This window comes from Caballeronia sp. 11_S32 (genome assembly GCF_056930355.1).
Genome location: NZ_JBXOWH010000001.1, coordinates 1,774,555 through 1,792,164, shown reverse-complemented (window position 1 = coordinate 1,792,164; position 17,610 = coordinate 1,774,555). Strand labels below are relative to the sequence as shown.

Sequence of the window (17,610 nt, the reverse complement as noted above, 5' to 3'; positions counted from 1 at the left end):
TCTTCAATGAGTTATCTTCGTGATTCCACGATGCAAAACAGACGTTCAAGACTCGAAAAGTCTTCACGGCGAGAAATTTCAGGGTGTTGCGCATTGTGAAAAGAGCTTTCGGGATGGCGGAGCGCAAGGAGAACGCGATCGCGGGACAGCCCATGCGGCTCAGCGGTCGAAGCTAGACGTCATCCAGCGATCTGTAGGCACGACGCTCGAGGTCGCCTCCAGCCAGGCACTGCCCGCTACAACGAGCCATTTGATAGCGAAGGCGCCCGCCGCGCCGAGAAAAGAGACCCGCGCATGGAAAGACAAAGCTCGAAGCGTAATTTGATTGTCGAGGCGATGCCAGAGGGCGGCGTGCAAGTGCACGATATGAAGAAGCGTTGCCGGCTGCACCCCGGGCCAGCGGCGGCGACAATTCGCAGGGACTACTCCGGGGCTTCGAGAAAATGAGGTGGAGCGTGGTCGAAACGCCGACTGAGGTGCGCATCCAGCGCCCAGGCGCCGCGGGTCAGGCCGAAGAACTCCTTGGCGACGTGACAGACGACGCAGACGCCCTACCCGAGTCCAGTGACGACGCCGAGTCCCGCGCGAACACCGTCTTTCATCTGGGGCGGCGGGCGCAAGAATTCATCGCCGACAGCCTCGAATATATCCCCGTCAAAGGCAGGCGCCTACAGCTCTCTCAAGGCAGTTGCATAAGGGCAGCCAGGAAAGTGTCGGAGGGTGGAAATCGCCAGCACGGCACTCGAGTTATTGGGACAGGACTGGGCACTGCTGGACGTATCAGCAAATCCTTCAAGCCCAAATCAATGCCGAGTGCCTGTGTTCCTCGCGAGGCCGAGGGTCGCTTTCGTTCTACGGACATTGAGATACTAGCTTCCGCGGCTGTTTTCGTTGAAGCGGCCCGTGCCTTGCTCATCTTGATGCAGCAGACCGAACCAGCCTCACAACGAGCACGGATTTCGTTGCGCAGTAGGGGCTCACTGCTCCGTTGAAGCGCCAGCGGCGTTATCTCTTGCGCGGATCGATCGACGTTGATACCGTGGACGCATCATCTGCGCCGAGGTGTCCACATGAGCCCAAAGCCTCTTCCCGCCGACTTTCCGAGGACCCCCTCGCAGGGCGCAATTTCCGGGGCGCAACCCAAGCTTCTGCTGCGAAAGGTCGGTGACACGTACCAAGCGGGACCGACCGATGATGAGGTGTATGAGAGATACATCGTATGTGATGACCTCGCGGAGCAACTGGCAGCGTATGCGTCTCGGAAGATGACGGCGAACGCGTGGTCCTTGGCAACGACGATGGCTAAGGTCGAGGCAGGAGTGCTCAAAAAGGTCGACAGTGGAATTTGGGACTTTTCAACCGCGGAAGTAACCTGGACGACCGAGCGCACGCGCCAGATTTTGACGGATCGTGTCGGATCGGGCTCGAACATCCCGACCCAAGAACGAGACGACAGCCATGAAGAATGAGGGCGTCACGCTTGGCTTACGATTAGCGCCGAAGACCGGCGAGCAGCCGCCGAGGAATTTCAGGGTTGCTCGCCGTTACAGAGTCGATTCACAGCAAATACTTCCGCTTGAACGCATTCTCCAGTGCGTGAATCAGTTCAGCCACGCTTTCCATATGTCTAAACCGAGGAAGCGTCCTTTGATGTTCCCAGCGCTCGAGATACCAAGCGGCCCCGTCCTTCGCGGCGTATTGAAAGACCTCCCGCATGACGGTGTACCAGGTGTAGAAGCCGCTATCCCCGAGCGCCCGAGCAAGTTCGTCGAACCAGGTGAAGTCGTTGGCCAGTTTCGCTGAAACGATTGGACCGATGGTCCCGAAGTCTCCGGCATAGCGAAGCAGTTCGCGAAACGGACCGGGACGATCCGCGCCGTGCATCTGCCAATGGTAGCCGACCATTGACGCTAGCTGCTCTTGGTACTCGTTAAGGTCCTCCTCGCTTTTCGCAACAGTGAATAGCCGCTCTTCCTCAAAGCGATAGACCCAGTGGTCCGCTAGCCCAAGATTGATGTGGGAACACTCGCTGTTGCTACGCGCGAGAAATGTCTTTTCTGGCGGGTCCGTCCAAAAATTCTCGGGAAACGCTTTTAGCGGTCTCAATCTTTTGCATGCGAGGAAAAAAACAGACATGGAACCAAACCTTCACTTACGCTGTTGAACGGCACCCAGAGTTGTTCTGGGGATTGTTGTGGAACAAAAACTTCACGCGGATTCTTGCCAGACTGCGCCGTCATCCTTTGCATACTCAAACATTTTCGACATCAACCCAAACCAGAAGTAGAAGCGCTTTCCGAGTGCCAGCGCCCTAACATCCCACGCCGCGAAATCGGCGGCCAGCTTGGCCGAGGCAACTGGGCCAAAAGTCCCGAACTCGCCCGGATGGCGAAACAGTTCGCGGAACGGTCCTGGAGCATTGGCGCCAGCCGCCCGCCAGTTATAGCCAACCAACGTCGCCAACTGTTCCATTCGCCTTCTAAATTCGCGCCGTTTCCTCGCAACGGCGAACCATTGCTCTTCCTGGAATTGGTACGCGCCGCCGACTTCCAGGCCCTCTGCGACGTGCGGACAGTCCGGATTGCCGACCACTTCGACGACGTTATCCACGCTCATCGCCCAGATGTCTGTGCTGAACTTCGAATCCAACCTCTTCAAACGTTTGCATGCAACGAAAAAAACCGGCATCTCGCGATTCCTATGTATCGAGTTGGAGAACACGCCGACCGCACTGTGCGAGTAGAAGGCGCGTCGACGATCGATGTCAATCAAACGTCGCCAATCGTATAGCGCGATCGAAGATGCATGAGAGGTCGAGGAACTCCCATGTGGGATGGGAGATTTTTGCAGGTACGAATACTGTCGCGAAAGCAAGGAGTTTTTCGTGGCAGATTCACCGACTTTTTCACGTGTCGAGCCACGTTCCTTGGCTGCGATCAGCTTCGGTGCTCCGCCGGCTTCCTGGTTGCCACCATTCGACGAAGCTCAGAACCGTGACGGCATGGTGGCGCTCTCGCCTATCAAGCGACCGGTGCGATCGTCGGATTGCAAATCACAGGTCAAGGCAATTGCCACCGCGCCTCCTGGTGGCCCGGGTGCGGAAACAACTCGCGGAAAGGTCGCGCAGCATCAGCACCCGCCGCACGCCAGCTAGAGCGTGGGTGTCGTGCGGATATGAAACTTCTCGCCGAGGTCGTCGGTGCAGTCAACATTGCAGAGCGCGGACAGCGCTTGTTAGCCTGTACAGATTCTTCGCCCGAAGTCAGGGCGTCGTGGCAGGAACCCGCCGAAGCGACTACGTGGAGCATCACGTAGCGCAGTAGGAATTTTCCCCCTTCCCGGCCTTCGGCCGGCGAGCGTCAGCGAGACGGGGAGGAGGATGTCAAATATCTACACAAACCGATGTAGATACATGCTCGCCGTCGCCGGTGTAAAACGCCATAGGAACTCGGCCTTCCTGCTGCCACTTATCCACTGCTTCCCGGATTGCCGGAACACTTAATTCCTCAAGCCAACAGACCTGAACATCGCCAAACTGAAGGAAAATCAGAATCAGTCGACCTTCGCCGCCTCTCATGACGACAGCTTTCGACGGACTGCAATCCGTCCCGATGTGGTCGGCCACAGAAGATTCCATTCGGCATACCAACACTGGAGTGGCATCCGGCATTTCGGCCGTTCCCTCGGGCCTTTGCTCGAAACAGGACAATCGTACCAAGGCGGCAGTTGCAAGGTACTCTCTATGGTCGCTAGATACAAAAATGCTTTCCATAATTCTTCGTCACATAAAAAGATATAGTTGGAGTCGTATAGTGCTATCGAGGGAGCATGACGAGCCGAAAAGCTAGCGAGCGGAATGGGAGACTTTTCGGGCGATGAATACAGCCGCAAATGGAAGGGTTTTTCGAGATATAGATTCGCCGCCTTTTTTACTTCTCGAGCCGCTATCCCGGCTGTGATCTTTGTCGCTGTTGCCTTCCTGGTTGCCCGCACAAACCTGAGAGGCACCGGCGGCGCCCTCGCCGCTCAAAACCTCAGCGGGGGCGCTAAGTCGTATGTCACCGCTCAAGGCGATTGAGACGGCGTCCCTGGTTTCCACAGACGGCGGCCAGTCGCCATCAAGTGTCGGCAGAAACTCAGCTAACGCATCCGGCAAGATATTGCCCTTGCGCTCGAGCTCATCGCCTAGCGCGAGCACTCGACACCACCGCGGCTCAGCAACGTCGAGCCGCAGGGGTACCACCACCGATAGCGCTTCAGTCAGGCAGCGTTCCATCCGACCAGCTGAGAATCACGCAACCATCGTTCGTTGCGAATTCAAAAATCTTGCGCATATGACGGTAGAACTTATAGAAGTCATCGTCCCCGAGCGCCTTAATCGGCTCTTCCCATTCGACGAAATCAGCCACTAACTTCGCGGAAACAACAGGACCAATCACTCCTTCGGCTCCCCAACGAAGCAGTTCGCTGAACGGGTCTGGGTCCTTGACAGCTGGCATCCGGGAGTCATAGCCAGCGAAGACGGCGAGCTTGCTCAGGTTCACGACGAAATCAAGCCTGCTCTTGAACCCAAATCCAGCGTTTTCTGTGAACATATAAACGGAGCCGATTTCCAGGCCGTCAGCAAGGCATGACCAGCCAGCTTTCACTTCTATCTCAAGCGCGTCGACGTTAATGTGCTCCCGTCGAAAATCGTCATCGACGATACCCTCGAACTTTTTAAGGCCTTTGCATGCCACAAACATTACGGACATCGGTGCTGCTCCCTTTGAATAGTTGAGAAACGCGCCGCAGGCTCGAATAAGCCAATTTCTTGGCGCGCTGATCAAGGGAATGGCGGAACCGATGCGCTTTACGCGGAACACATGGGCTACGGAACAACGTGTTGCGAGCAGTCGTGATGCAAAACATGTATTGGCAATAATATATTCAACTTCGCGATTTTTTTGGAAAAAATTCCAGTAACAGATTTCTCGCGAATCGATTGATTAACGTATGGTTCGGATTCTAGGGGCATAGCATTGCATTTGAAAAGCTCTCGGCCGTCGCCAACTGACGCGCAAAAATAGCCGCTCAGAAAAACTACGGGTAATCATTAGCTGATTTTCCAATTAGGATTTTTCCTCTAATCGTCGGTTTCGAGCGTGCGTCGACGACGCCTCCGAGGCCCTCCGCAACGAGATGCGTCGCTGGCGAACGCGATCTGACCGGAGGGACCACGGGTCCTGCGCAACCGCGTGACGGCATTCGGGAGAAAGGTCAGCCCGTCGCCGTGCTCGTCTCAATGCTCCCCTGATCGGCAGCCATGGAGTGACGCTCGGCGCTCGCCGGCGCCTTTTTGCATGATGCCGCGCTCTTCTTCATTGCGACCCCCTTGGCGGTTTTCGACGCCGACGCCGCATTCCTGGCTGCCGCCTCTGTGCAGCTGCTCTTCGGGTGGTGCAACAGCGCGCAAAACTTCTGGCCGGCCGATGTGCCCATGCATTCATCGCAGCACGCGCTACCGGACCTCAGGCGTGCGTACACGAACTTCTTCGAGAAACGGCCATGCTCCTCATCGCGCCATCAGCGACTCAGATGCGCAGCATGGCGACTGCCTAACATAGGCACCCTTCGCGATCGACGCACGCCCATCAAAACAGCCGCCCGACCCAAAAATGCCGCTTATCCGCAGGCATATTTTCTAGATATTCTATTATTTTATGCAATTTAATGCCACTAAATGGCACAAAGTCAGAATTTCGTGTTATAGTACACCCATTGAACGTCTGATTCTCCGAGTGGACGCTCGGTTAATTTGTCGTTCGACGACTTCCATCGACAAAGGGCCTCCCCTCACGGAGACTGTCGCGCCGCCTAAAGCGGAAAAAGTCTTGCGTTCGCCTTTGAAGAATGCTCCCGCAAATCGGCCTTGGGCTTCACTGCCGATTTCGCCCAGATCGCGTCCTCAGCACGCCACGTCGGCGTGCGGTTTCGACTCGCCTGTCGAGACTTGGGGACGTACGCGCAGAGTGATGCCTCCCAAGCGGTGCATCACATCTGTTCGATCGTCGCATTCTTCATTCGCAGAGACACGTATGACCTGTAGCTCAGACATTACGATTGGCGGCTACCCGTTGCGGACCATGCGCCGCTCCTACACTGTATGGGAGCGATTCAGGCCCGAGGACCGAATTATCCGGTCCCGCAAGAAAGACCAGTGCAATCTACACCTTCAGGGCCTTCCCACAACTCAGTTGGAATGTAACGTCGTTCATCTTGCATCGAGGCGACATCACGTTCGACGACATGCTTGGGCGTAGGGACGAATACTGAACACAGCGCACGCGATCCGAAGGCGCGCTCGTGCTCAATCGAACATTGGTCTTCGAGACATCAAGAATTGACGACGTAGCCAGCGAAGTCGCACGGCACTCTCACAACCAAAGCAACACCATGAACATCAAAGAACCCAACCAACAAGCTGAAACGAAAATCGGCAACGAAGTGGCCAAAACCATCGTCGACTTTATGTCCGACTGCGGACTCGGGGACGCCGACGTGAACGCGGGCCACCTGCTTTTCGCGTTCGAATTTGCGTACAGGCCGCGACCGAGATTCTGGCGCGACTTCGACATGCCAGCGCTAGTCGAGGCCATCTCAGAGCGCTTTCCCAATTGGCGTTCTGCCGTGCGGGAGCCGAACCGGAGTGCTGATGACGTACTGCGCGAGGTCGAAGAAGTCTTGCACTCCAATGCATTCGACGAAGCGAATGCGGAGATGATGATGGGTGTCCCCAAGCACGCTCGTCCAACTGAATGGCAAGCAGCCGCGGATTGGATTTGCGCGGAGCTTCGCAAGCGGAAGCTCGACGCAGAGCTGAGATTTGCAGAACGGCTTGGCAAACGTTGCGGCGAAGGCGCTCTGCAGGAATTGCACTGCCTCGAGCGCGTTGCAAGTGGGATTGAGTTCGAGAGAATCGGAACGAGCGTCGCCCGGACCTGGCGCAACCGGGTCTTGGCTGAGCGGCAAAATGACGGACAGAACGTCTGAGATGTTCGCCTTGGCTTCTTAACCAGGAAGGCGCTGGCACTCCGTTTGGAATTAATAGTCCACCAGGCGCTGTGCCGCTTGCAGATCATCGGGGTAGTAAGCGTCGTCATACAACGGCGACGGATCGTAGCCAGCTTTTCTCAGGGCGGCGAGTTCACTTTGGTGCTCCGCCATCGTTGGAGGCGCGTTCGTCCTGAGCGCCGCTAAGTCGCGGCACTCTGTCGGACTGAGATGCGGCCCGCTATATGGCACGCCGCCAGTGGCACAGCCGGCGAGCGAAAGCACCACGGCGGCAGCTATGAATTCAAACCTGAGCGACTTCAACATCACGTGTCTTTTCTGCGACGTCCCAGCAAGGAAGTGTCGCCCCGCTGGGTCCGGCGTCTCGTCGTCAAGTCACGCCGCCCTGCAAGCCTTACTATTTGGCGGCGCCATCTACCTGTCGCCGCTGCCGAGTTCGCAGTGCTTGTGAAAGTGCGTCGTGCCGCGCACCAATTCATAGTGTGCATCCTTGACGCTGCGCGTGGCTGGGAAATGCTCACCTTCGACGCATGTCACTTCGAAGCCGGAGCCGTCGCCGCCTTCTTTCACAACACTATAGATTCACTTCGGACCTTTTCGCTCGGATTCCGCTGTTCAGCCATGTCGCGCTCTCTCTGGGGCTTGACCTTACGAGCACGCATTATGCCGGCCCGGGAGCGGTAGCCCGGCGATGCGCACGCCGCCAATGACTCTCAGGCCGCGCCATGGCTTTGCTTTCGGAACTGCCCCGTCTGAAGCGTCCTCGGCCGGCAACTGTTCGTTAGCTTGACCAGCCGCAATCATTTTTTAATGACTGTAAGGTAAGATCATGCTGCCGCGGGCTCCTTAAGGCCCGTAGGCGCCTCTCAAATAATCTGAGTTTTAACCTGCGCTTTTGGAGCGACCAGCAAATGGCAACCGGTACTGTGAAGTGGTTCAACGATGCGAAGGGCTTCGGCTTCATCTCTCCGGACGACGGCGGCGACGACCTTTTCGCACACTTCTCGGAAATTCAGGCCAGAGGATTCAAATCGCTTCAAGAAGGCCAGAAAGTAAGCTACGAGGTCAAACAGGGCCCCAAGGGCAAGCAGGCTGCCAACATCCAGCCGATTTGACGCGGCGGACCCGGTGAGGCGTGACGGGGTTGCGCGACGCCCTTCGACAGGCCTGAGCATGCCAGGCCGGCTTCTCGGCTCTTTGGCGGGCGCGTGATCGCAACGCGCGCGCTGGCGCCCGCCCGACGGCAACCTAAGTTTCAGGAAGTTTCATCGATTTGAGGACCAACGGAGGCCACCTGACCAGTCGAGATCGCTGATCGTGCAAGCCTTTTCGGGAGGCGAGACGATGCAAACGAGGTACGACAGATGCGGATCGAATCAACACTCGAAAATGGGGGGAATGCGCCCTCAGCCGGCCGCCACCTGCGCGCCGCCTAGCAATGCGACCACGCGCCGCCCGGGAATCACGTCGAGAGCCAACGCAACGCGATACAGCGCGACACCGCTTAACGACATGCATATGTCGGCGCAGCAAGAATGGCTCGATGCAGACATCCACCCTCTGGCTGCCAGCTGCGCAGCGGCCACCAAGGCGAAGCTTGGACAATTATCGCTCGCACGGCAGATTACTGACAAAGCGCGGACCACGCGGCACAGCGCGATCGCGTTTTAGATATGTCGTTTGTGGCGACAGCAGAGAAATGCTAGCTGCAGCGTCGCTCCCTGGCTGCCAGCCGCGCAGCGGCCATCGAATCACTCGACGCCGAAATGACCAGCATATGCTTTCGTAAGCATATGCTTTTGAACATCAAGCATATCCTTCAGTGAGAATATGCTTTTTGAGGAATAGATGGATACGCTTACCTAAACATAGAAAGGAATAGCCGGGGCCCCTGCTACATCGCGCAGGTACCCCTTCCACCATCTCATATTTGAATGGCTCCGACAGACTTCGAGGTCGCGGCTCTATCTTCGCCACCGCACGGACTATTTCAACCTACCCCCGTGGTAGTCCGATTTCCCCAGCGCGCCACCGGTCGCACCCGTCCACGCTGGAGGTCACCGCCGAAGCTCTTCAGCCGGAAGAAGCGGCATAAACGTCGGGCGGCTCGGTGCTCGGCCGACGCGTGACTATGGATGTATAACACCCGAATTGACTAACCGCCAATCTTAAATCGGGATAAGGTTCACTGCGGGATTTCATTCGAACAAATCTTTCTTTATTCGACCGGCCTTTTTCAAAAAACGCTCTGGAGAAGAATTTTGTAACAATACGAGTTCCATTGGAACGGCTCCCTCACATAATGAAGTTCAATCCCGTGCAGCACGACGTTCGAGGAGCGTACCAAATGGTCTTTGCTACAAAGATGGGATCGGCGTAGACCTCGTCGACTTGACGGCGGACCCACCGGAATAGGCGGTGGAGCGATTCCACCGGACCGGTCGCGATGCCGAAGTGGCAGAAACGGCCCATGGTGGGCGGTTACTGCTTGGAAAGCGAGGCGTCGAAGCGCGTCGTATCCAAGCTGCGCGTTCAAGACCTCGGAAACGGTGCAAGACGCTGGCTTTGGCGCCATCGACCTGATTGTCTACGCGCGGGCGGAGAGCGCCTTGGAACGAAGCCTGCAACGCGCAGAAAGCGAGCGCGTATCGAGGCTGGACTCGAGCGACCTGCCGCTTTTCGAGACGGTCTTGCGCGAATCGGATCGCCAACTCGCAAGCGCACCGCGGCATGCTCATCTCGGCGCGCGAGAGAGGCTCGACCGCTTTGCTCTCAGTAGGCGTCGGTCTCCACTCCCCGCCGCGGTCCGTCATTGAGCTAGAGAGACTTTTTCGCTCGTGCTCAGGCGATATGGCAGCTTCGGCCGTAGCGGATGCCATCTGCCTCTTCCGGTGCACCGAGCACCGGGCTCATGTCCTGCATACTGTCGGGTATGAGCAGGGTCACATGTCCCACTCATACCAATGAGGACTCTGAAGTAAGGGTCAGTCCGTCGTTGTCGTGCTCGTCTCAGCGCCTCCCTGGTCAGCAGCCGACGACGGGACCTCTGTAGTCGCCGTTGCTTTCTTCGCCGGCGCCTTCTTGCTGGCTGCCGCGCTCTTCTTCACTGCCGCCTTCTTCACAGTCGCCGTCTTCGAAGCCGCCTTCTTGGCTGCTGCCTTCTTTGACGCGACCTTTTTGCTGGCAACCTTCTTGGTCGCTGCCTTCTTCGCCCCAACCTTCTTCGTCGCAACTCTCTTGGCGGCGCTCTTCTTCGCCGGATCGGCGTCGGGCGTCACAGTCCCGTCAGTCACCTTGTCGATAAGATACGTTGTTCGGTCCTTGGCGCCAGCAAGCCATGCCGGAGCTTTACCGCGGCCGCTCCAAGTCGCCCCGGTTTGGGGGTCGCGGTATTTCGGCGCCTGCGGTCCGCGCACGTAGTTCCCGGCCCTGGGCTGGTTTGTGACCGCGACCGGCGGCGCAGCTGTCGCGCCATCGACTAGGAACCGAGCTCGGTTCTTGGCGTTCGCAATCCACGCGGGCGCGCGACCATGGCCGGTCCAAGTCGCCCCGGTCTTCGGGTCGCGGTACTTTGCAGCGCCTGCATGGCTGATGCCGTCGACTTTCAATGCCCCCACCTTACGACCACGCATCGATTCGCGAACGTCGCCGCCGATGTCGGCTACTGTCAGGCCGTGCTTGGCCATCAGATCTCGAATCTTCGCAATCACCGTGGAAGACTGCTTTTTCGCAATCTCTTCGGCCTGCGCTTGTAATTTTTGAATCTTGGCCTGGATTTCACTGAGCGTTGCCATAGTTCCCCCTGATGTTTGAGATGGTCGCACTATGCCACACCCGACTGCGCGGTGTCATTTGTTTAAGCGGTGTTTGGAAAACGCATTCAAATCAATCGAGGAATTGATGCTTTTGCGCCGAATCATCTAGACGCTACCTTCCTATGCTAGTCCACGCGAACAAACCCATCTAGCCGTTCCGACAACCGATTAAGAAACAGCATCATGAACACTGTAGGTCTCAGGCAAGGTCTACGTCGACTACGCAACACGAAGGGATAGACGGTGTTCTACACAATACTCCAGGCCGGGAATGAGCGTTCCCGTGCCGGTCGCGCGGAAGCAACTCGCCGCGCTAAAGAGCGGTGCTAAGCGAAACGTTCAGACGGCGCATGCCTATCTGATCTTCCAATCGCGCGACCCCTGGGGAGACTTTTGGTCGATCGGACAATCGTTGGCGGCGTCGATGACGCGTCTCCCTTGAGAAACGAGCCTCCCGGACCTCCGGAATTGCCGAACCACGGCCGCGTCATATACAGCCAGGAACGCCCGCCGGCGACGTGGTGTTAATGTCAGGCCGCGGATCGAGTGTTCGAGCACGATTGCGGACTTCCGAGCCCGGCTTGTTTCTGAGCTCCGAAGGCAGAATTGATACCATAGCGCGATCGCATGCATCGCAAATAACGAGGTAACGAGTAGGGAATGGATATTTTCTGGCACTCGCAGAGTTTCGAGCAGAACGTCAAGAATGGCGCCGTGGGCCTGATGGGCTCCAGTAGTACCAAGATTCTTGAGCTCGCTCACCGCTTACCCAAACGCGTTTGGGTCTTCAAGACGCCAAAGGGCATGAAAGGCTCAATACAGCTGGTGGCGTCTCTGCTAATCAGCGAAGAGCCGAGCGTCGCGGTGCAAACCGACCAACCGAACGTCATCTACTACGACGTCTTCTCCCCGCAATCCGTCATCTTCACGGACTCTGGGACGCCCGAGCGCATTCAAGAGGTTTCCGAGTATTTCCAATATCGATGGCACACCGTGTTCAGCGCGAGTTTTAGAGGAGACGCGGGACTGCAAGCGATGGAGGCGAACGTTGTGCGCGGGCTGCAGGCCACGGTCGCAGGCTGGGCGACGATTCAGTTGCTCGAGCGCGTGAAAGACAGGGAGAGCGTGCGCCCTATCAACCCGTTCGCGAAGTCATCGAGTTGACAGCTGCCGTCGCACGTGCAGACGGATCCTTGGCGCTTTTGAGAAGGTCAGTACTCGATCGTCGTCATGCTCGCGGCCGAAGGCTGCTTCCAATTCGGACTCGCGCCGCTGCTTTTTAATCCGGCATTCGCCCGTCTGTGGCATCCCGTGCGACCGTTTTCCCGCGTTTTTACGGCGCCTTGGGCCATGACGTTGCTTTTTCGAGAGACGAATGCAGAAAGTACCTTATTTTAAGGCGTCTTCCGATTGCGCGTTGCCTTAACCGTTGCTACGCTAGCCGACAGCTTACGACGGCGCATGTGTCGAGCGCTTGATGCCCGGGGTGCTTCGTCTTAAGCAGCGTTTCATTTCAAGGAGAGCCTCAATGGCAACGAAGAAAGCTGCTGCACCGAAGAAACCCGCTGAACCCGCCAAAAAGGCCGCGACCGCGAACAAGGCTGCTGCACCGAAGAAAGCGGCCGCCACGAAAACTGCTTCTGCGAAGAAGGCTGTCGCCACTAGCGGCGTGCTCAAGCCGGTGAAGGATCAGTTCACTAAGTCGTCGCTGACCACCCACGTGGCAACTCAAGCCGGCGTTGAGCCGAAGCAAGTAAAGGCGGTACTGGCTGCGTTGGAAGAAACGATTCTTGGGTCAGTCCACAAGAAGGGGCTTGGAGAGTTCACCCTCTCCGGCCTGCTGAAAATCAACGTCCAGCAAGTGCCTGCGAAGAAGCGTCGGTTCGGCAAGGATCCGTTCACGGGCCAGGAGCGTTGGTTTGAAGCCAAGCCGGCAACGGTGAAGTTGAAAGTACGTGCGCTCAAGAAGCTGAAAGACGCCGCGGCGTGAGATAACCACGTTGCTCAGTCGGCCTGCTTCCCGCGGGCCGTTTTTGCATCTGCCATCAGATGTGGGCGCGCCTATCTCGTAGCGAGTCCAAATTCCTGCCAGCGCGTCTCGACCGGTTTGCTGCACTCCGGGAGGCGTTCGAATGCGGAGATCTCACAGACAGCGGCTAACGCGATCGTCATCTCGGTCTCGGCGTTCTTGACGTCTTCTCTGGCTCGGTGTCACATGCATCATCCCATTTGAATTCAAATGCGCCGCCAAAGGGTATTAGAGCGCTTCCCTACAGAGCGCCATCATCCGCTGCACTAGCGTGCTCGAATGATTCAGTCCCATGTCGCCGGTGAACAGTGCCTGCACGTCTGATTGACGAACAGCAATGCCTGCGCTCTTCAGGTCACGCCTGGCAATTTTGAGCGCAAGTTGGCCGATACTCACGCGCTCGAGCCAGTCCATACTGACGAGGTTCCGTTTGAGCCAAATGCGACAGCTCTCGACCATATGGTCGATTCTCCACTCGCTCGTTAGCGAGTGCGATGCGGCGACCGTTGCCACCAGGAAACACATCAAGTCGGCGCGCGCGCCCGACGGTTCCTCAATATCTGGTTTGTCCACGAATTTTCCTGCTCGTTACACTTCTTCATTCAGACCTTCGGCTTGCAGGTTCGGACGCAGGGATGAGGATCAAAGGGTCAAGTGCTTGGTTCTCATCTCCGCGGGCTTCAGCGTGTTCCTGCTCCGACGCAAGAACCGTCGCAATCTTGAGATTAGCGTCGGTCGCGCAGGGTGTCTTCGGCTCGCCACGTGTTGAACTCTTGGGCCGGATTCATCCCAAACACGCGCGATTCTCGCGCGCGAAAGAACGTCGGCTCGTCCCTCCCCCTGCCTCGCATGACCGCCTCGATTGCCGCGTCGCCAAAAGCTTTCCGGATTTTGGCCCGAAAATCCGCCACTTCGCGCATCAAGTGACTCCGCAAAAGCATATCTATTCGAACTCCGAGTTGCGATCTAATAAAGGTAATTCACTGCTTCAGAATTTGATGTAAAGCACTGTGCATCCATACAGCATCTACGCACAATGGCCGACCTGCCCGCGAACGTCGAGTATCTACTTCAGGCATGTGGTGCGGGTCAGAGCTCGCTTGTGTTTACGGCAGGGCGGCCGGGACCGACTAAGCGGCTCCATCGCCCAAACTTTTAGATCGGTTGACCACTCCGCAGGCTGGGTCGGGTTATGAGTTCAGCAGCGAGGAATCGGAGCATGCGCTTGATGCGTCCCACTCTTGCCGCGGTCACCAAGTGTGGCCGGTCACTCTGTTGCAACGACTGAGCACGGTTGCGTGGTGCTCGAGCGCGACAAAGTCATTGTGTTCGAGGCGGTGGCGAAGGTGGCAAGTAGCAGACGTCCTGCCCAATAACGTCCTCGCCTCAAGTTGCCATGTGCGGCGACGAGGCGATTCCGGGAGACGTCAGCACCAGTTTTCTTCTTTTTGACGTAATCATTCGTGCCTGCGAGAAAGTCTGTGACGTGGCTTCCGACTATCGGAGTGACGGCGTGCTAAGGAACCCCCGTACGGCGAGTCGTCGGCCATTGCGGACGTTCGCCGTCCAAAGGCCATGCGGCGGCTGCGTGCCGATTCGCCGTCATTCGCGATGCGGCGCAATCGAACGTTTTACCTCATTGGACCGGTGAACAAGACGACCCTTTGCAGACGTCCTCTGAGCCAAGTTTGGACCTCAGAGAATCGGATGCCCGTTGACGTCAGACATTGACACTTGCCAACCGTACGCCTTCTTTCAAATTAGCGTTTGCTCAAGCGGTCACTCGCGTGCGCGAAACTACAGGGTCTACTCGGCGCTCGAACGCCTCGCCCAGTTATCGAAGCTGTTTTCAACGTCGCACATCGTCCTCAGATTGTTGGTCCAGCTGGCGAATGCCGCCGCGAGCGGACCTCGAGCAACTACGCCAGCCTCAAATCCGTGATCTAGGCCCGACTTCGTAAAATTTGCGCTCCCAGCATAGGCCACTAACATGTCCGCCACTACTAGTTTCGAATGTAGCATCGGCGTGTGCCTTTGAATTGGGCGCGGCGACGCTATGACGACCCGGGCCCCCATCTCCTGTAGGGTTTGGGCAAAGTACTGCAGCCCTTCGAGATCTTCCGACTTCATCAGGCGCGCGGGCTGGGTGAATACTTCGACCGCAACACCCTCATAATTGTCACGGCTCGCTGTCGCAAGAAGCGCGCTGCAACCATCCCTCCGCCAGTACGGTGAGGTCACTAATAGGGACTTATTGGTCTCCCGAAATATCGTGCCGATTGACACGAGCAAGCTGCCCCCCCATGGCGCCGATATTGAACCGTGCGCCGGCGCGGCAAAGTCGAGGCTGTTAGGCCCCGTGCATACCGCCTCAACGTACTGGGTCTTCGCTAAGCCGACGTTGGCCCCATGAGCGTACGAATACGCCTCCCATGGAATGCCGATCGACATTTCCGTCCACACTTCCCTGGGAAGGATGTGCGCCTCGCCTACGTCCTCAAGAGAAGATGAAGGATTAGCGAGAAAGGTACTCATCAGAACCGTGAGGTCGTGGGCCACGGAGCTAGCGTTCTGGGCAGACATTCCTCTCATTAGCTCGGCAAGCTGTGTGACCAAAAGGTCATGGAGGGACTTGATCACTGTTGCCAAAACCCGGTTGAAATCCACTGTCCTTGAGACTTGTCGGCAAACCCTCCATGCAAATATGCTCGAGAAACGCCGACATTGAACGTCTCACATCCCCTTGGCACCTGGATGCAGCCGGGGCAGGCGGAACCCACATCGGAACAGATCGGGTCAAATGCGCAGTTGTATGCATGCAAAGAAGCGTCTTCGAACCAACGCCGCAAATAGTGTTGAAAGAGCGTAAGCAGCCCACCAGCCGTGTAATTCTGAACCGATGTGACATACACCAAGAAGCTCAGGTCCATCGGAAGAAGATATTCCGTCAGAGTTTGACTATCGTAACCACTGTGCCGACGGGCCGTCAGCATCAGCGCGTGGCTGATGGTATGGAGCAGATGAAAGGGCGCGCTTCTCTGCGTACCCAACGTCTTCGTCAGTTCAGCGACTTGCCCCGGCGGATGCGTGAGCATGGGGCTGTTCTGCAGCAAATACGCGTGAGCAGACGCCCGCGTTTCAAGAACCTCCGATGGCGGCGCTTCCCAACCAGCGCTCCCGACGCACCAGTTAAGAATTTTCAGGGGATCAAGCTTGATCCATAGTGCCTCTGTCTGCGCACTAAAAGCGTATAAAACCGCCTTGCCCTTCGACGAAGTCCTCACGCGATCTTCAAATGGGTTCAACTTGACCGATACTTCATCCGGATTGCGCTCCGGCTCGCGCTTCTCCCGAGTGAAGCCTACTGCAGATAGAACGACCTTCAAATCAGGTATGTGTGCGATGTCTAGAACGTTGTAAGTATCTCGCACCTCTTTCCAGTCCTTAGTTCGACTCGCTTTTATGATAGCGTCGTTTGTAGCGGCAATTGATTGTTCAACACCTTGACGGCCTACGTCGTGGCGCAAGAGGATTGCCTCCAACGTCCTGCGCTGCTCCACGAGCTCCTGCAAAACGTGATCAGCTTCGATGTACTTGCGCACCTCCGCGAATGTGCCCTCGGATGCTCCGACTTTACTTGTCAGAGCTGACAAATTTCGCTTCGCTGACTCGTAGCTTTCCTGTAGGTCCATGCCCCCAGCAATCAGCGATTCAAGCGTTTTGATTTCTCCCTCTAACTTCATACGCTTTGCTTGGATGGCGGCCAATTCCTCTGGAGTGGCGGCGCCTCCCTCCAAGATCTGGAGCAATCGCGACTGGAGGGTAATACTATCGACATTGCCTAGCAGGCCAAGCGCCACACCTTCCCCAAGGTCCTTCGCTCGACCTTCAAGAATCGCCCCCTCTGGATGGCGTGCGAGCTCAGCCTGAATGTTTGAAACCAACTGTCCTGGAAGTTTCGATAAAGCAACAAACTGAAGAGTTTGCGGAAAAAACGCATCACCTCCGCTTACTGCGGTTCCCTTTTGAAGCGGAGACGCGGTGACCCCATTGCTGGCGCTGATTACCGAGCATGTCGGACAAGTCTCAGTGATTGCGGCGGCAACATTCTCATCAGTAAAGAGATCGAAGAACATATTCTGGCGATACATTCCAGCGTTTCCACGCAAGCCCAGGGACGCGATGCCACGCGCCGCAGGCGGAACAGCCATTGGCGTCATATGTCCGCATCGATGCACAACAACATAGGGAGTCTGCTGCATCACGCCTGTGCAGCCGGTTCGGGTACACCGGATCCTCTGAGAATTTCCCTTCCGGCTGATCCGCGAATGAGTTGACGTCAAGATGAGGTCGGCAGCCCGTCTCGGCTTGTCGTGATTCTCAAGTGCTCCACAGACATTGCAGCGCAAAACTAGAGGAAAGGGTGTTACGTAAATTTCCCTTGGAGCTTGAATTCGAAAGTCGTTCCGTTCGGATGCCTCCTCAAAAAGGGCTTCGACTGATCCCCCGTTGCTCTTCCAATCCAATAAAAACTTACGGACGGCGTCGATCAATTGATTGCGATCGAGTCCCTCCAGAGCGTCCTCGCGATCGGCGACGCCGACGACCTGAGCCAGAGCTTGGTTGCGCTGTCTGAGTACAGCACCCGGCAAATAGTTTTCGTAGAAAATGCGGCTGTTCTGAACAAGTTCCTGTTCGTTCTCGTTCATGTCT

15 protein-coding genes are annotated in these 17,610 nt (G+C 56.8%); 5 read left to right on the top strand and 10 right to left on the bottom strand.

Annotated elements, in window-relative coordinates:
• Positions 1-1,070 precede the first annotated feature (1,070 nt).
• Positions 1,071-1,469 (top strand): hypothetical protein, encoded by a 399-nt coding sequence (locus tag AC1Z32_RS08035; protein ID WP_483478146.1) that lies wholly within the window; start codon positions 1,071-1,073, stop codon positions 1,467-1,469.
• A gap of 88 nt (positions 1,470-1,557) precedes the next feature.
• On the opposite strand, the gene AC1Z32_RS08030 is transcribed toward AC1Z32_RS08035, so the two are convergent.
• From AC1Z32_RS08030 to AC1Z32_RS08015, 4 genes are all read right to left on the bottom strand, one after another.
• On the bottom strand, positions 1,558-2,136 hold the full coding sequence (locus tag AC1Z32_RS08030) for a hypothetical protein (RefSeq protein WP_483478145.1): 579 nt from the start codon (positions 2,134-2,136) through the stop codon (positions 1,558-1,560).
• Positions 2,137-2,208: 72 nt separating this feature from the next.
• A complete protein-coding gene (locus AC1Z32_RS08025; protein WP_483478144.1) occupies positions 2,209-2,772 on the bottom strand; it encodes a hypothetical protein in 564 nt (187 codons plus the stop codon).
• A gap of 610 nt (positions 2,773-3,382) precedes the next feature.
• On the bottom strand, positions 3,383-3,772 hold the full coding sequence (locus AC1Z32_RS08020) for a hypothetical protein (protein ID WP_483478143.1): 390 nt from the start codon (positions 3,770-3,772) through the stop codon (positions 3,383-3,385).
• A gap of 484 nt (positions 3,773-4,256) precedes the next feature.
• The gene (locus AC1Z32_RS08015) at positions 4,257-4,754 is read right to left on the bottom strand and encodes a hypothetical protein (RefSeq protein WP_483478142.1); all 498 of its coding nucleotides are present in this window, start codon (positions 4,752-4,754) and stop codon (positions 4,257-4,259) included.
• Between the two features lie 1,681 nt (positions 4,755-6,435).
• On the opposite strand from AC1Z32_RS08015, the gene AC1Z32_RS08010 reads away from it, so the two are divergent.
• A complete protein-coding gene (locus tag AC1Z32_RS08010; protein WP_483478141.1) occupies positions 6,436-7,032 on the top strand; it encodes a hypothetical protein in 597 nt (198 codons plus the stop codon).
• Positions 7,033-7,083: 51 nt separating this feature from the next.
• On the opposite strand, the gene AC1Z32_RS08005 is transcribed toward AC1Z32_RS08010, so the two are convergent.
• Positions 7,084-7,359 carry a DUF4148 domain-containing protein gene (locus AC1Z32_RS08005; RefSeq protein WP_483478140.1) on the bottom strand — a complete coding sequence of 92 codons (276 nt, stop codon included), beginning with the start codon at positions 7,357-7,359 and terminating at the stop codon, positions 7,084-7,086.
• 605 nt (positions 7,360-7,964) lie between these two features.
• On the opposite strand from AC1Z32_RS08005, the gene AC1Z32_RS08000 reads away from it, so the two are divergent.
• Positions 7,965-8,168 (top strand): cold-shock protein, encoded by a 204-nt coding sequence (locus AC1Z32_RS08000; RefSeq protein WP_483478139.1) that lies wholly within the window; start codon positions 7,965-7,967, stop codon positions 8,166-8,168.
• A gap of 1,869 nt (positions 8,169-10,037) precedes the next feature.
• On the opposite strand, the gene AC1Z32_RS07995 is transcribed toward AC1Z32_RS08000, so the two are convergent.
• Entirely contained in the window at positions 10,038-10,847 is an 810-nt protein-coding gene (locus AC1Z32_RS07995; RefSeq protein ID WP_483478138.1) for an H-NS family nucleoid-associated regulatory protein, read from the bottom strand.
• 681 nt (positions 10,848-11,528) lie between these two features.
• On the opposite strand from AC1Z32_RS07995, the gene AC1Z32_RS07990 reads away from it, so the two are divergent.
• The gene (locus tag AC1Z32_RS07990) at positions 11,529-12,032 is read left to right on the top strand and encodes a hypothetical protein (protein ID WP_483478137.1); all 504 of its coding nucleotides are present in this window, start codon (positions 11,529-11,531) and stop codon (positions 12,030-12,032) included.
• Between the two features lie 364 nt (positions 12,033-12,396).
• Positions 12,397-12,858 carry an HU family DNA-binding protein gene (locus AC1Z32_RS07985; protein ID WP_483478136.1) on the top strand — a complete coding sequence of 154 codons (462 nt, stop codon included), beginning with the start codon at positions 12,397-12,399 and terminating at the stop codon, positions 12,856-12,858.
• 267 nt (positions 12,859-13,125) lie between these two features.
• Here the strand turns inward: AC1Z32_RS07985 and AC1Z32_RS07980 are convergent, their stop codons facing one another.
• The 4 genes from AC1Z32_RS07980 to AC1Z32_RS07965 all read right to left on the bottom strand — a co-directional run bounded on the left by AC1Z32_RS07980 (position 13,126) and on the right by AC1Z32_RS07965 (position 17,606).
• Positions 13,126-13,422 (bottom strand): hypothetical protein, encoded by a 297-nt coding sequence (locus AC1Z32_RS07980; protein ID WP_483478231.1) that lies wholly within the window; start codon positions 13,420-13,422, stop codon positions 13,126-13,128.
• 200 nt (positions 13,423-13,622) lie between these two features.
• A complete protein-coding gene (locus AC1Z32_RS07975) occupies positions 13,623-13,817 on the bottom strand; it encodes a hypothetical protein (protein WP_483478135.1) in 195 nt (64 codons plus the stop codon).
• Positions 13,818-14,703: 886 nt separating this feature from the next.
• Positions 14,704-15,456 carry a phospholipase D-like domain-containing protein gene (locus tag AC1Z32_RS07970; protein ID WP_483478134.1) on the bottom strand — a complete coding sequence of 251 codons (753 nt, stop codon included), beginning with the start codon at positions 15,454-15,456 and terminating at the stop codon, positions 14,704-14,706.
• A 77-nt stretch (positions 15,457-15,533) separates the two neighbouring features.
• The gene (locus tag AC1Z32_RS07965) at positions 15,534-17,606 is read right to left on the bottom strand and encodes a hypothetical protein (RefSeq protein ID WP_483478133.1); all 2,073 of its coding nucleotides are present in this window, start codon (positions 17,604-17,606) and stop codon (positions 15,534-15,536) included.
• Positions 17,607-17,610 lie beyond the last annotated feature (4 nt).

Coding starts and splice junctions, on each gene's coding strand:
- AC1Z32_RS08035 (WP_483478146.1), top strand. CDS start 1,071: ATGAGCCCAAAGCCTCTTCCCGCCGACTTTCCGAGGACCCCCTCGCAG.
- AC1Z32_RS08030 (WP_483478145.1), bottom strand. CDS start 2,136: ATGTCTGTTTTTTTCCTCGCATGCAAAAGATTGAGACCGCTAAAAGCG.
- AC1Z32_RS08020 (WP_483478143.1), bottom strand. CDS start 3,772: ATGGAAAGCATTTTTGTATCTAGCGACCATAGAGAGTACCTTGCAACT.
- AC1Z32_RS08015 (WP_483478142.1), bottom strand. CDS start 4,754: ATGTCCGTAATGTTTGTGGCATGCAAAGGCCTTAAAAAGTTCGAGGGT.
- AC1Z32_RS08010 (WP_483478141.1), top strand. CDS start 6,436: ATGAACATCAAAGAACCCAACCAACAAGCTGAAACGAAAATCGGCAAC.
- AC1Z32_RS08005 (WP_483478140.1), bottom strand. CDS start 7,359: ATGTTGAAGTCGCTCAGGTTTGAATTCATAGCTGCCGCCGTGGTGCTT.
- AC1Z32_RS08000 (WP_483478139.1), top strand. CDS start 7,965: ATGGCAACCGGTACTGTGAAGTGGTTCAACGATGCGAAGGGCTTCGGC.
- AC1Z32_RS07995 (WP_483478138.1), bottom strand. CDS start 10,847: ATGGCAACGCTCAGTGAAATCCAGGCCAAGATTCAAAAATTACAAGCG.
- AC1Z32_RS07990 (WP_483478137.1), top strand. CDS start 11,529: ATGGATATTTTCTGGCACTCGCAGAGTTTCGAGCAGAACGTCAAGAAT.
- AC1Z32_RS07985 (WP_483478136.1), top strand. CDS start 12,397: ATGGCAACGAAGAAAGCTGCTGCACCGAAGAAACCCGCTGAACCCGCC.
- AC1Z32_RS07980 (WP_483478231.1), bottom strand. CDS start 13,422: ATGTGTTTCCTGGTGGCAACGGTCGCCGCATCGCACTCGCTAACGAGC.
- AC1Z32_RS07975 (WP_483478135.1), bottom strand. CDS start 13,817: ATGCGCGAAGTGGCGGATTTTCGGGCCAAAATCCGGAAAGCTTTTGGC.
- AC1Z32_RS07965 (WP_483478133.1), bottom strand. CDS start 17,606: ATGAACGAGAACGAACAGGAACTTGTTCAGAACAGCCGCATTTTCTAC.